Origin of the sequence: Nostoc sp. CCY 9925, assembly GCF_963920935.1 — a bacterium.
Lineage (GTDB): Bacteria > Cyanobacteriota > Cyanobacteriia > Cyanobacteriales > Nostocaceae > Nostoc.
The window spans coordinates 1-14,941 of sequence record NZ_CAWUDO010000042.1 but is presented as its reverse complement, the minus strand read 5'-3'; the positions used below and the strand labels follow the sequence as shown (position 1 = coordinate 14,941).

Annotated in this window: 7 protein-coding genes and 1 pseudogene; 6 read left to right on the top strand and 2 right to left on the bottom strand. The window is 36.9% G+C overall.

Features of this window, described 5'->3' with window-relative positions; translation table 11 throughout:
- The first annotated feature begins 136 nt into the window (after positions 1-136).
- The 4 genes and pseudogenes from ACM0OY_RS20785 (at position 137) to ACM0OY_RS20770 (ending at position 7,617) form a co-directional block, all read left to right on the top strand.
- A complete protein-coding gene (locus ACM0OY_RS20785; protein ID WP_414570744.1) occupies positions 137-631 on the top strand; it encodes an N-acetyltransferase family protein in 495 nt (164 codons plus the stop codon).
- A gap of 25 nt (positions 632-656) precedes the next feature.
- Positions 657-893, top strand: a pseudogene (locus ACM0OY_RS20780) (XisI protein); the annotation flags it as partial.
- 183 nt (positions 894-1,076) lie between these two features.
- Entirely contained in the window at positions 1,077-1,412 is a 336-nt protein-coding gene (gene petJ, locus ACM0OY_RS20775; RefSeq protein ID WP_414570779.1) for a cytochrome c6 PetJ, read from the top strand.
- A gap of 472 nt (positions 1,413-1,884) precedes the next feature.
- Positions 1,885-7,617, top strand: coding sequence for a protein kinase domain-containing protein (locus tag ACM0OY_RS20770; protein WP_414570743.1), 5,733 nt, complete (start codon positions 1,885-1,887; stop codon positions 7,615-7,617).
- Positions 7,618-7,900: 283 nt separating this feature from the next.
- On the opposite strand, the gene ACM0OY_RS20765 is transcribed toward ACM0OY_RS20770, so the two are convergent.
- A complete protein-coding gene (locus tag ACM0OY_RS20765) occupies positions 7,901-9,361 on the bottom strand; it encodes an FAD-dependent oxidoreductase (RefSeq protein ID WP_414570742.1) in 1,461 nt (486 codons plus the stop codon).
- A 62-nt stretch (positions 9,362-9,423) separates the two neighbouring features.
- On the bottom strand, positions 9,424-10,335 hold the full coding sequence (locus ACM0OY_RS20760) for a UbiA family prenyltransferase (protein ID WP_414570741.1): 912 nt from the start codon (positions 10,333-10,335) through the stop codon (positions 9,424-9,426).
- A gap of 1,555 nt (positions 10,336-11,890) precedes the next feature.
- On the opposite strand from ACM0OY_RS20760, the gene ACM0OY_RS20755 reads away from it, so the two are divergent.
- Both ACM0OY_RS20755 and ACM0OY_RS20750 read left to right on the top strand, forming a co-directional pair.
- Positions 11,891-13,984: a TonB-dependent receptor plug domain-containing protein gene (locus ACM0OY_RS20755; RefSeq protein ID WP_414570740.1), complete on the top strand. Its 2,094-nt coding sequence runs from the start codon at positions 11,891-11,893 to the stop codon at positions 13,982-13,984.
- 247 nt (positions 13,985-14,231) lie between these two features.
- Complete coding sequence (locus ACM0OY_RS20750; RefSeq protein ID WP_414570739.1) at positions 14,232-14,528, top strand: hypothetical protein; 297 nt, start codon at positions 14,232-14,234, stop codon at positions 14,526-14,528.
- The last annotated feature ends 413 nt before the right edge of the window (positions 14,529-14,941 follow it).

Below are 14,941 nucleotides of genomic sequence, written 5' to 3'. Positions count from 1 at the left end.
TGAGCGAGGGCGATCGCCAACTAAAAAAACCGGGTGTTTTGTACCTTTTCAGCTTTGGTTTAGTCATTAATCACAAAAATTGCACAGTTAACTATAGACTATAGACTATGGACTATGGACTATGGACTATAGACTAATGACTTCGAGTAGCAATTTGATTGTGCGTTTTGCCGAGCCAGCTGATTACAGCGTACTGTTTAAATTAATTGAAGGGCTTGCTGAGTATGAAAAACTATCTCATGCTGTCACAGGCAATGCTCTAGAACTCAAGGAACATTTATTTGGTTCGCACAGATATATAGAAGCAATATTAGCAGAATCTGGTGGTCACGCTGTTGGTTTCGCCCTATTTTTTCATAATTATTCAACATTTTTAACTAAGCCAGGAATCTATCTAGAAGACTTATTTGTTTTACCAGAATATCGCAGGCAAGGTATTGGTAAAGCTATCCTTACTAAAGTAGCCCAGATAGCTGTAGAACGCAATTGTGGGCGGCTAGAATGGAGTGTGTTGGATTGGAATGAATCAGCCCAAGCATTTTATCGTAGCATGGGAGCTTCTATATTAGATGATTGGCGAATTTGTCGCGTTACAGAAAATGCACTGAATAAGTTAGGGGCTGTGTCATAATTCAACAGATAAGTTCGTTCGCTCAATTTTTGACCAAGAGCAAGGCGACTATCAATTACTTTATGTTGGCTGGCGTGGAAATAAACGCGATTTTGGCTGTATCTTACATCTTGATATTAAAGATGGCAAAATATGGATTCAACATGATGGCACAGAAGAAGGAATTGCCAATCGATTGCTTGAAATGGGAGTACCCAAACAAGATATAATTTTAGCATTTCACGAACCCTATATACGTCAGTTTACCGGGTTTGGAACTTAAGAAATATTGTAGAATGCAAAAATATATAATCTAGAGATTAATGGGTATGGTAGCCAATAATTTTTAATTCAAAAAATTTTAAGGTTAAGTTTGACAGCTTGTCATTTGACTATAGCAGCGGCTCAACTGACAATTATGAAGGATATTCCACCGAATCAGCCGTTATTGCAGAGGGAACACGAAATGAAAAAAATTATTAAAGTCATGCTGTTAGGCATAGCAATCTTCACTTTTGCCTTCAGTAGTCCAGCTTTAGCCGCAGATGCTGTTAGTGGAGCTAAAGTATTTAGTGCTAATTGTGCTTCTTGTCATGCAGGTGGCAAGAATTTAGTTCAAGCTGATAAGAGCTTGAAGAAGAGTGCTTTGGAAAAGTATGATATGTACTCAGCAGAGGCGATTATTGCTCAAGTTACAAACGGTAAAAATGCCATGCCTGCTTTTGGCAAACGTTTAAAACCTGAGCAGATTGAAGATGTTACTGCCTATGTGCTTTCCCAAGCAGATAAAGACTGGAAGTAGAACTGAAATCATCAGAATTCTGAATTCAGAACTCAAAATTTAGGCGTAAAAGAGTCTTCATATCTGGCTTGAGATTTGAGGTTATGTACTTCATTTAATTGCAAAGTAATCTAACTTCAATAATTAACAATTAGCGGGGCTTTTTGCCTCGCTAATTTTGTTGGTGCTGAAATTTTCACATCATTTTTAAAAATATTCCAACATCCTAATTGACTGTATGCATCTACATCTCTACGCACCTATGTACACATCTGCCGTATTCTTATTTCAAGTTCAAATCAGTAGTAGTGAGTTACAAGATGATAATTATACGTAAATTTGAACTTAAATTGACATTTAGTTAAGTAAAATCTCTCAGGAATAAATAATTGAGTTTTCTAGCAAATCTATAACTATATCTACAAAAACTGATATTAAGAATATGTAAAGGGGAATACTAAGGCTGAATCACAATACTACAAATAGCACTGCAATGATAGTACTATCCAATGATATACTTCCCCTTTCTGGATATCGCATAACAGAGCAAATTTATTCAGGTAGTAAAACTTTAGTTTATCGAGCTATCAGAAAACAAGACCAAAAGATAGTGGTCATCAAATTGATGCGGAATGAGTATCCTACCATCCATGAGATTGCCCAATTCCGAAATCAATATACAATCACTAAAAACCTCAATTTGAAGGGGATAGTTAAACCTCTGAGCTTAGAGAATTACCGTAATGCCTATGCGCTAGTGATGGAAGACTTTAGCGGCATATCCCTCAAAGATTGGGGAAAGAGGAAAGAAAAAGATACTGCCAGCTTAGGGGAGTTTTTTCAAATTGCTATACAAATTGTATCTATTCTAGAGGAACTGCATCGCGATCGCATCATTCATAAAGACATTAAACCCGCCAATATCCTGATTAATCCTAGCACTCTTGAAGTCAAACTTATTGACTTCAGCATCGCTACCCTACTACCAAGAGAAATTCAATTCCTTACTAATCCTAACGTCCTAGAAGGAACATTAGCTTATATTTCCCCCGAACAAACTGGAAGAATGAACCGTGGTATTGATTACCGTAGCGATTTCTATTCCTTGGGGGTCACATTTTTTGAACTTATTAGTGGAGAATTACCCTTCACTAGTAATGACCCAATGGAGTTAGTCCATGCTCATATTGCCAAACAACCAGACAAATTGAAAATTCACAATTCAAAATTCATAAACGAGGAGATTCCACAAGTCATTTGCAACATCGTAATTAAATTAATGTCCAAAAATGCCGAAGACCGCTATCAAAGTACTTACGGACTGAAGCATGATTTACAGATGTGCTATAAAAACTGGGAAGAAACTGGTAATATTCCATTTTTTGAGTTAGCAATTAAAGATATTTCAGACCGTTTCCTGATTCCCGAAAAACTTTATGGTCGTCAAGAAGAAGTAGCAAGTCTTCTTGCAGCTTTTGACCGTGTGACAGAGGGAAAAACAGAAATGGTATTGGTTGCAGGTTTTTCTGGTATTGGCAAAACTGCGGTAGTTAACGAGGTCCATAAACCTATCGTCCGACAACGTAGTTACTTTATTAAAGGTAAATTTGACCAGTTTCAACGGGAGATTCCCCTATCGGCATTCGTACAAGCTTTTAGCGACTTAATCGGACAAATTTTGATAGAAACTGAGGCTCAAATTGCAGAATGGAAGCTAAAAATTCTTTCAGCGCTAGGCGAACAAGCTCAGGTAATTAGTGATGTGATTCCTGCGCTAGAACAGATTATTGGCAAACAACCAAACTTTGCTGAACTCTCTGGTAATGCTGCCCAAAATCGCTTCAATTTATTATTTAAGAGATTCATTCAGGTATTTATTAGTAAAGAACGTCCTTTGGTAATCTTCTTGGATGATTTGCAATGGGCAGACACAACATCTTTGAAATTTATTCTATTATTAATGAATCAAAGTAATGTTGTAACTAAAAAATCTATTTTATCTTCTCTTGAAATTCAAGAAAATATATGGATTCCTAACTTTGATGGAGAATCTTGGGAAGGCGATCGCACGCCGATTATCGATAATAGTGAAGCTAGTTTATTACTGATTGGTGCATATCGCGATAATGAAGTTTCTCAAGCACACCCGTTCTATTTGACTATACAGGAAATTGAAAAAACAGGAACGTCTATTAATCATATTATTTTAAGGCCTTTAAATCAAAATAATTTAAATTCTTTGATTGCTGAGACTCTCTGTTGTCAACAAGATGCAGCTGTTCCTCTTACGCAAATGGTCTTTGCTAAAACTAAAGGTAATCCTTTTTTTGGAATTCAATTTCTCAAGTCTTTACACAAAGAGAGTATTATTAAATTTAATTATAATCTTGGATGTTGGCAGTATAATCTTGCCGACTTGCAAATATTGGCCCTCACAGATGATGTCGTCGAATTTATGGCGCTTCAAATAGAGAAGTTACCCAAAATGACGCAAGATGTTTTAAAATTTGCAGCTTGCATCGGTAATGAATTTGATTTAAAAACTCTTGCCATCATTAATGAGAAATCTGCGGTAGACACAGCATCTGAAATATGGAAAGCTTTATATGAAGGGCTAGTTTTACCTCAAACTGAAGCTTATAAATTATTTCAAAATGGTAGTGTTTCAGTAGAAGCTTTTGATAGCCAAAAACCGCAAAATCTACCACTGAATCACTCTCTGTGCCCTCGATACAAATTTATACATGATAGAGTGCAGCAAGCTGCTTATTCTCTCATTCCCCAAGACCAAAAAAAGCAAATTCATTTGCGTATTGGGCAACTACTATTAAAAAATATCTCAGTTGCAGAACGGGAAGAAAAGATTTTTCAGTTAGTGAATCAGTTTAATATTGCAGTTGAAATTATCACAGATAGGACTCAACGCGATGAACTAGCTCAGATGAATTTATTAGCTGGACGTAAAGCTATAGCCTCGACAGCTTATCTTGCTGCAACCAAGTATTTAAGTACTGGTATAGAACTACTATCAAATGATAGTTGGCAGACAAAATATGAGATAAGTATCGCTTTATATGAAACAGCAGCGGAGGCTGCATACCTGAATGGTAACTTTGAAAAAATGGAGGAATTAATAGAGGTAGTATTAGCACAAGCAAAAACATTACTGGAAAAAGTAAAAGTTTATGAAATCAAAATTCAAGCTGATGGAGCGCAAAATAAAGCATTAGCATCTGTCAATACTTCCCTAAGCTTTTTAAAATTATTAGGAGTGGAATTTCCCGATCGCCCAAACCAGCTTGATATACAATTAGCGATGGCAGAAATAACATCTAATCTCGCTGGAAAGCAGATTCAGGAATTAATTAATCTCTCAGATATGAATCAGCCTCAACTTTTAGCAGCTATGCGTATTTTATCTAGTACTGCTCCGGTTGCTTATCAAGTTGCTGCTGAATTGTTCTTACTTATTTGTCTCAAACAAATAAATTTATCAATAAAATATGGTAACGCTTCCTTGTCTGCTTATGCTTATGTTGTTTATGGAGTAATGCTTTGTGGAGTTATAAAAGATTTTGAATCTGGTTATCAATTTGGCAAGTTAGCTTTAAATTTATTGGCTAAATCTGGTGCTAAAGAGATAAAAGCCAGAGTGATGCAAGGATTTCATTCTCTCATCGAAATTTGGCATAAACATGTTAAAGAAACATTAAAACCTTTGCTTGAATCTTACTCTGTCGGCTTAGAGACAGGTGATTTAGAATTTGCAGCTTATTGTTTAATGTATTATTCTAGCTTTTCATATTTCATCGGCAAAGAATTAACAGAATTAGAGCAAGAAATAGAGAATTACAATGATGCTATTAGTCAGATAAAACAAGAAAGACCTTTGAATTGGAGTAACATCTATAAACAAATCGTTTTAAATTTGCTAGGAAATGCGGAAAACCCATGTTGTTTAGTTGGTATAGCTTACGACGAAAATAAAATGCTGCCCATTCATCTGGAAGCTAAAGATGGAGTAGGTCTTTTATATCTATATTTGGGCAAGCTACATCTCTGCTATTTATTTCAAGAATACTTTCAAGCAGTAGAAAATGCAATTTTAGCAGAGAAATATTTAGATGGTGGCATAGGACAACTAGTTGTTCCTATTTTCTATTTTTACGATTCATTAGCTAGATTAGCTGTATATCCTAATATTGCAGAAATTGAACAACAACAAAACCTCGAAAAGGTAGCTGCTAATCAGGAAAAGATGAGTCAATGGGCCCATTATGCCCCAATGAATTATTTACATAAATTTTATTTAGTAGAGGCAGAACGACATCGAGTTATTGGTGAATATCTTGAAGCTATGGATGATTATGACCAAGCGATCGCCTATGCTAAAGAACATGGATATCTGAATGAAGAAGCTCTAGCTCAGGAGCTTGCAGCTAAGTTTTATTTAGAAATTAATAAACAAAAGATTGCCCAAACTTACCTGACTGATGCCTACTATAGCTACGTGAAGTGGGGAGCATTAGCTAAAGTTGAAGATTTGCAAAAACGCTATTATCAATTACTTGCTCAGATTATCCAGCAAGAAAAACTTAATATCCATATCAACGATCGCAGCACTGCTTCCATCCGGATATCGCATTCAATTTCTAGTAATAATGAAACCGTTCTTAGTACTAGCATTTCCGATATGCTAGATTTGACATCTGTAATTAAAGCTTCTCAAGCAATCTCGGGGAAAATCGAGATGGAGCAACTGCTTTCTGCATTAATAGCAGTTGTGATCGAAAATGCCGGGGCTTCTAAGTGCGCTATGATTTTGAGTGAAGGTGATAAGTTCAACTTAACTGTTGCAGCAGTCGGTTTAAGTTCAACGTTTGGGAATATTTCTACACAGTTTCCATCAATTGATTTAGATTCCAGTTTGGATGTTCCCATTACTTTAATTAATTACGTTAAACGTACAAGACAAATCTTTGTTAGCGATAATGCAAAGACTGTTAACTTTTTAGTAAATGATTGCTACATTGTTCAAGAGCAGCCTAAGAGTCTCTTGTGTATTCCAATTATTAATCAAGGTAATTTGCTGGGTATTCTTTATCTCGAAAATAACCTAACAATAGCAGCATTTACGGGCGATCGCATCGGAATAATCAATCTCCTCAGCACTCAAGCAGCAATATCTTTGGAGAATGCTATCCTTTATAAAAACTTAGAAAAATATAGCCAAACTCTAGAGGAAAAAGTTAATGAGAGAACCCAAGAGTTGAATGATAAAAATCAATGTTTGCAAAAAACTATCCAAGAATTACACAGTACCCAAACTCAATTAATTCAAAGTGAAAAAATGTCTTCTTTAGGACAAATGGTGGCGGGTATTGCACATGAAATTAATAACCCCATTAACTTTATTCATGGAAATATCACTCATGTGAATGAGTATGTACAATGGTTGTTGGATTTAATTAGTACTTATCAGGAGGAATACTCAAATCCTTCTACTTTAATTAAGGAAAAAACTGAAAGATTTGACCTCGATTTTCTAGTAGATGATTTACCAAAAATTATTGATTCTATGAAGCTGGGGAGTTCACGTATCCGAAATATTATTTTAGGCTTACGCAATTTCTCCCGCTTAGATGAATCGGAAATGAAGCCTGTAAATATTCATGAAGGTATTGATAGTACTTTGATGCTTTTACAACACCGACTTCAAGGAAATAGCGAAGAAAGGAGCGGACGCACTGAACTTGAAATCATCAAAGAATACGGAAATTTACCAGAAGTTACTTGTTATGCAGGCCAACTTAATCAGGTGTTTATGAATATTCTTAATAATGCCATCGATGCTTTGGAAGAATCATTTGACATTGGTCATTTTTCCTTAGTAGACAAACAGAGAAGTCACGTAGGAAGCTTACAGCGATGTCTACGACGAGCTTCGCTTACGCAATTTCACGGACAAATTCGCATTGTTACTGAACTCACAAATTCTAATAGGGTGATGATTCGGATTTCTGATAACGGTTGTGGAATGACTCCTGAAGTACAACAAAAAATCTTTGACCCATTTTTTACCACTAAAACGGTAGGAAATGGTATGGGGTTAGGGTTGTCAATTAGCTATCAAATTGTTGTAGACAAACACAAAGGTCAGTTAACTTGTCTTTCTGTTCCAGGAGAAGGAACTGATTTCATCATTGAGATACCGATACGGCAATGACTGGGCGTGGGGTAAAAGAGGCGGAGGGGCAAAGGGGCAGAGGGCAAACCCGAATTTCTCACGCATAGGTGGGGAGTGTGAGGAGTGTGGGGAGAGAGGGGGGATGGGGGAGTGTGGGGAGTGTGGGGAGAGAGGGGAGAGAGGGCGGAAAGATTTCTTCCCCATCCTCCCACACCTCCCACACCTCCCTCTCCTCCCACACCCCTGCTTCCCCTGCTCCCCCTGCCTAAACAGATAAATTTCCTTAACCCAAGCGTATTGACTCCCCACTCCCTTTGCAAAATTACGATTGTGTAATCACAGACAATTTTTTAGGAACATCTTGTTCATCAGCAAACTGCTCATTTTTCCTTTGCCAATTAATCAGTCGCTTCAAAACTTTTGTGCTAATACTAGGCTGGAAAAATGCCGTAGGTGGCTTTAGCATGTGTATCACTTCTAAAAATGTCTTGTGAATCTCGGCATTTTCAGTTTGTAGCAACAAAACTTGATCGAGATAGCGCTGCATGAGTCGGCTTATGAAATCGGGTTGTCCTCCTTCAGTGGTATGCCAACGTAAATCTTCGCCTGTTGTCATTAACCAAGGTACGGCAATTACTTTGTTTAATTGTTTTTGAAAATGTCGAGATAAACCGATTAAATTGCCGTCGGAATGTTTAGATAATTGCTGATTTAAACATTGATCTAGAGTCAATGCATCTAAAGCGGCAACTGTCATACCTTGTCCGTAGACTGGATTAAAAGCACAGACGGCATCACCTACTAACACAAAGCCTTCTGGTAATCTTTTAAGTTTTTCATAATGACGCAGGCGATTTTCTGTCCGCCGATAACCATAGATGGATGAGAGTGGCTGGGCATCTTTGATAGCCTCATAGATAGCTGGCGATCGCAAGCTACGAGCAAAGTCTAAAAAGCCATCTTTGTCGGTAGGTGGATAATCTTTACCTACACCTATAAGTGTGAGAATCCAACGATTACCTTCAACTTTATAAATCACACCACCACGATTGTTATTTGGTGGTTGTACTGTTACATACAAAGACTGCCAATCATATTGCAAATTAGTTGGAGGCTCATACCAACAGCTGGCATAGCCCAAAAAAGAATTAATTACTGTCTCTTGGGGCGGTGCGTAACCCATTGCTTCTAACCATTGAGGCGCCGGCGAATTGCGTCCACTCGCATCCACAACCAAATCAGCAGTTAAATCTGTTTCTGGATGATTGCGAAAGCGTACTCTTACACCTGTAACACTAGTCCGGTCTGAACTAGACAATAAAGAAACTACCTGTCCTTCTTGCATAAACGCCAGATTGTCTTCAGCAGCTAATCGGCAGCGGATAGTCTGCTCTAGAAGATTTCGACTGCAAGCGTGAGTAATTAAATCAGAATTAAAGCGGGGTGCCCAACCCGCAAAACCCAGCCAGGGCAAATCATTTCCCCAATCTATAGGAGATGCACCTGAATCAGCTAATTGAGCCTCTATACCAGGAAAAAGTTCTTCCAACGACTGCAAACCACGCTTGAGCAGGGTATGGACGTGAGGAGATTGGGGTACACCGTGACGGTATTCTGCTTCTTGTGTGAAGTTATCTCGTTCAATAACTGTTACTCGCTCAAAGTATTTGGTTAGTGCTTTGGCAGCTAGCAGTCCAGCGATACTTCCCCCGATGACAATAGCGTGTTTAGGACAGCGAACAGTTGATTGTAGAGATGAAGTAAATGCTTCTAAATTAGTCATACTTATTACCTTGTGAGAAAAGTTTGCCCTTGAATTTTGAATTCTGAATTCTGCTGTATGACTTAAAGAACAACGATCGCGCTAGCCAAAACAAGACAATACCAGTAAGTAAACAGCATGTAAGTCTGATGATCTTCTTGTGGAGAGCGATTAAATACAATCCGGGCTGCAATCAACCAGCTAAATACTGCTAGTACAATATCACACAGTAAAGTACTTGTAGTATTTTGCGTGGGCATCATCAATATGAAATGGATAATAAATGGTAATAATCCAAAGCCCAGACTCAGTAGAAATCGACTTGCTTTTTCTCCAAAGGCGATGGGAAATGTGCTTCGGTTAACAGCCAAATCACCCTCTATATCTCGAAGATCCTGAACCGCGACTAATGTACTCCAGATAGCACCGATGAGAAATAGCCAGCGCCAAGCAATCGGTGTAATTGGCGTCACTAATTGCCAGACTGCTGCCAAGTGGGCGAATGTACCTAATCCAATCAAGAAGTTTTTGGTAATCCAGTGCTTATCCCAACCGCCAAAATTATGCAGGATTACAACCATTTGGCAAATTAAAGCCCATTCTAAAACCCCAAAATACCAGCCTATAAATGTAAATAAGGCCATACTCAAAAACCATCTCACTAAAGCTCCATGAAGTGAGATTTTTCCTGTCACCAGCGGGCGATTTGGCTTATTGATTCGATCTTCTTCTACACCGGCTATTTGATTAGATAAACAAAATGAAAAAAGGTACAACCAAACAAATAATGTGCCACATGCCAATGCAAAAAGTAATTCACTCAAAGATGATTCTACATAATCCCACGCAGCTACTATAAATAGTATTGGTGGTATGATAGTACTCGAAATATCACGCCCAGTAAATTGCCAAAGCAAATGCAACTCTCGAAGCAGACTTTTCGATAAATTTATTGCTGCAAAATTTGAAGATACAACTCTAGTTTGTGCATCCATTGTATTTTTCTATCCTTAAGTAATTGTCAAATTAAATTAGTAGTACAGCTATCTTATTTAGGTTGTGAACAATAAATTTTAAAAAAAATCTCAGGCATCATACGCAGCGCCAAGTTTAACAAGTCGCTTGGGCAGATTACGCGACTTGTGCAAACTAGCGTTGCATGACAAACTTCCTAGACAGAGACGCCCAGAAAAGAGATCGCAAAAACTCTTTAGTGTTCACAACTAATTTTAGGATTGCTGTAGTAATAAATACTGAGCACTATCATCAAAGGAGCTTTTTTACTAAAAGCTACCGAGGAACAAGCTACTAGTTCTATAGGACTACTAAATTAAGCTTTTTAATCCGTCTTCCAAAATGAGATGTCAAAACTCTCAAAACTGGAAGCTTTTAACTAAAATTTTGATGTCAAAGTATGTAGATACAAAAAATAAGTATATCTACATATTTATTTTAGGTTGTAATTTTTTTTGCTAAAAGCAGCACAAAAAAGTATATTTAAGGTATATTTATTTTGGGTAAAGTTTAATATTTTGATACCTCAAATTCCTTGCTTTTATTAGTAGATTTATTTGAAGAATTAATTTTTTGGCATTTTATTAATATCTCAATGAATGTAATAATTTTTTAATGAGAAAAAGTTGACTTGGCTACTACAGTAGTCAAGTAGAAAAATTGTTTTTTAGTGGTGTTCGTTTGAACTTCCGAACTTATCAATGATTATTTAACTTTTTTTTTATAATCGTAACCGTATTCTTAAGCAATTTTAATTAATTGACAGATATTTTTACTACAATGTATAGTTTGTAATACGCAGGTTGTCTTTAAGTACTTAGACTAAAAATTATTTGTTACTAAAACTATTTTTATATACTTAGTTGTCCTAAGTATTTTCCTTAGTTGATACATATAAACTAAGGAAGTTTTTATATATCTATATTTTTTAATAAAATTTGATAAAAAATAAACTTTTCAAATTCTATACGTTATATTTAAGTAATTTTACTGTTAAGTCATGATTTTATGACAAAACAATATGTTATAAACTTACTTCAGTAAAAGGTAAGAAGCTAATAATAGATATAATCTTCTATCAAAAGAGAGATATTAATATATACATAAAATTAAAGTATAAAATAAATATAGTATAAAATTATATTTCTAATTATAGATTGACAAAAAACATAAAATTTGCGTTTGAAAAGCATAGCGTGTGTATTCAAGTCTGCAATACAGGTGAAGGTGATATGTATTTGTTACTTGAGTCACTATTTAATTTGTGATGTAAATTTCTAAAAAGCGCTTTAGAAAAGGATTATAGACAAAGAGTGCCGATGTACGTAAATTCAGGCGGGGTTAAGTATGAGGAGCGATCGCTGATTTAAGAACTTCCAAATCAAAAACACATGCAACTACTTCTTTTGGGCTAGGCGCTTTTCAAGTTGCTGTACTCCTGATTGGTGCAAATATGACACTGTGTCTTTTGACATAGTTGTACCGCAACCGCAAGAATACCCGTGGTGACTGTTTTAACTTGGTGTGAGAGAAAAGGTGAAAAAAGATTTTTTGTTGCTAACAGTAGGTTTACCCAGTTTACTGATAGCGTTTCCTGGCTTGGCTGCTGATACTGAAATTCAGCAGAGAAATACCGTTAAATCAAACGAAGCTATTTCAAATATTCCCACTTTGAGTGAAATTGAGTTACCAGCGACTAATGCTGAATTATTAACTCAAGAATCTGCACCGAGTGAAATTGAGTCAGAAACTCAGCCGGAAATAGAGTCAGATTCTAGCGATGATGAAGGCATTAACATAGAAGCGATCGCAGAACCAGATAGCCTGCCTCAGTCTACACCAACTTACGTAATTGAAAAAGAAGAAATTCAAAAGCAAGGTGCTACCAGTTTAGCTGATATTTTGAAAAGAATGCCTGGTTTTGCTATCAATGATGTAGGTCCCGGTGCAGATATTCACACAGGAACATATTACCGGGGAGCCTCAATTAATCAATCTGTATTTCTGATTAATGGCAGACCAATTAACAATAATGTCAACACCTATCATGGTGGAACTGATTTAAATAGCATTCCTGTAGAAGCTATTGAACGAGTAGAATTATATAGCGGCACAGCCTCAACTTTGTATGGTTCCTCAGCCTTTGGGGGAGTTGTTAATATCATCACCAAAGAAGGTTATGGACAACCAAAATTTTCTGGGACTACAGAATTTGGCTCATTGAGTTTAAATAATCAACAAGTAACCTATGGTGGTTCGGTTGATTCTGTAAAATACAACTTCAGCTTTGAAAGATTCTTTTCAGATAACCGTTATCGTGTACCTGTAGGTGCAGCAAATCGCGATAGTCAAGGGTTTTTATCGAATGCAGACACAGCTACAAGTACTTACTTTGGTAGCATTGGTGTAGATTTAGATCAAAAAAATTCTTTGAATTTAGATATTACTAAACTCAGCAGTCGTCGCGGCTTAATTTATTTCGGTTTTCCTCTCCAGCAAGATAGATTAGACCATGATGGTTTAAATGTTGGCCTATCTTGGAAAACTAGGCTCGGTAATGGGGAAAGCTCTAATCTGACAACATCAATTGGTTATAACCAAGATTATTTCAGCACCTACGGCCCTACAGGAGCATTTTACCGTACAGGAGTTTTAGATACACAACAACTCACAGCTAGGGTAGATCATGAATGGAAAATTACTACCAATAATAAATTGCGCTGGGGTTTAGATTTGAAAAATACTGACTTAAACGGTGATGTTTTGAGTACAAATCCTACTAGGATTGGCAATAACGAAACTGAAAATAGGAGTTTGTTCAATACAGCTTTATTTGCTGTAAATACTTTGAATATTGGCGAAAGTTTTCTGATAGATTTAGGACTAAGACAAAGCTTTGACAGTGAGTTTGGAAGTTATTTGAATCCTAGTGCCGGTTTACGTTATGCAGTTACACCAATAGTAGCAGTGCGTGGAAGTTGGGCCGGGGGACAACGCAATCCTGGGTTAGATCAGCTATATGTTTATGATACGGTTCATGGTTGGGAACCTAACCCCGATTTAGAGCCAGAAAGTGGCTCAACTTGGAGTGCAGGAGTGGATGTCAAATTTTCTGACAATTTGATTGGACAGTTTACTTACTTTGGTAGTAGTATAAGCGATCGCCTGGGAGTCATAGCAGGAAGATGGGCAAACATTGGATTAGTAGATACCAATGGTTTAGAAGCCGCATTGCAATTAAAAATTGCTACTGGATGGTCAACTTTTCTCAACTATACTTATACAGATGCCCAAATTAAAACAGGAGCAGAAAGAGGTTTACAGTTAGGTTCAATTCCTTACTCTGTACTGCAAACTGGTGTAGGTTATCAAAGTGCAGGTTGGCAAGCTAACTTATATGTTACTTACAACAGTGGCGCTCGCAGATCTATCTTTACGAACCCTGGTGATAGGACTACAGATTTTGCGCCATCTTTTGTGAATTTAGATTTCACTGGTCGTATACCTTTAACTAGCAATTTAGGATTGACAGTTTACCTCGAAAATTTGCTAGGCGAACAATACGAGCGAGTTAATCGCATATATAGCCCTGGTTTTACATTTCGTGTAGGTTTAAGTTCAAGTTTGTAAGTGAGTGGTTCAGCAAAATTAATTTAGACTCAAGTCAGGTAATAGGCAATAGGCAATAGCTATTGCCTATTACTTATTTTAAGTGTGTAAATAATTATGCAGGATTAGTTATTATTTATAATCAAAAAGATGATTAAAACACTTGGCACATCGCCATACAAGATGGTGCGTTAGGCTACAGCCATAGCGCACCCTACTAAAAATTTACTTTTAATCTAAAATCCAAAATCTAAAATCTAAAATTTCAATGAAAGCCAGAATTGAAAATAAAGTACTTTTTATCCACCATGAAGATTTGCCAGAGTTTAAAAAGGGTGGTTCTGTGGTCAGAAATTCATATTTCTGGGCGCTGCGTTCAATTGCTGGTCAAGCTTCGCGTTATCGTGATTGGGAGTACGAACCGGAGGTTTGGCTGGCGCTTTGCCGGATGCTGTTATCGTTTGCTGAATCTGGGTATCTAGGTTACAGAGAGACGATTCTGGAGTTTCCCTTATCTCAAGGAGAAATTCCCGATTTACTACGAGATGTGTCAACTTGGGAATAGTATCGATTCTGGATTTGAGATATTTGATTAAAAACTGGCTAAGTAATCCAAATTAAGCGTTTATTGTGACTTTATCGCATTTTAAGCCAGTCTAAGATTATTTTACGACATTTAAATCAAGTTTATGACTTAAAAAGCTGCTTTTGCGACTTAAAAACCTGCTTTTGCGACTTAAAAACCTGCTTTTGCGACTTAAAAACCTGCTTTTGCGGCTTAAAAACCTGCTTTTGCGACTCGTAATATCAATTTGAAAAATACTTGCGGGGAATAGATTCAAGACTTATATCATGTCCGCTTGATTACTTATTAAACCCGAAGAACCCCACCCCTTAATCCCCTAAGAGCTTGCGGGGCTACCGTGTACACACAAGTCGGAAAGAGTAGTCTGTCAAGGAATAATTGACGAGTAGATT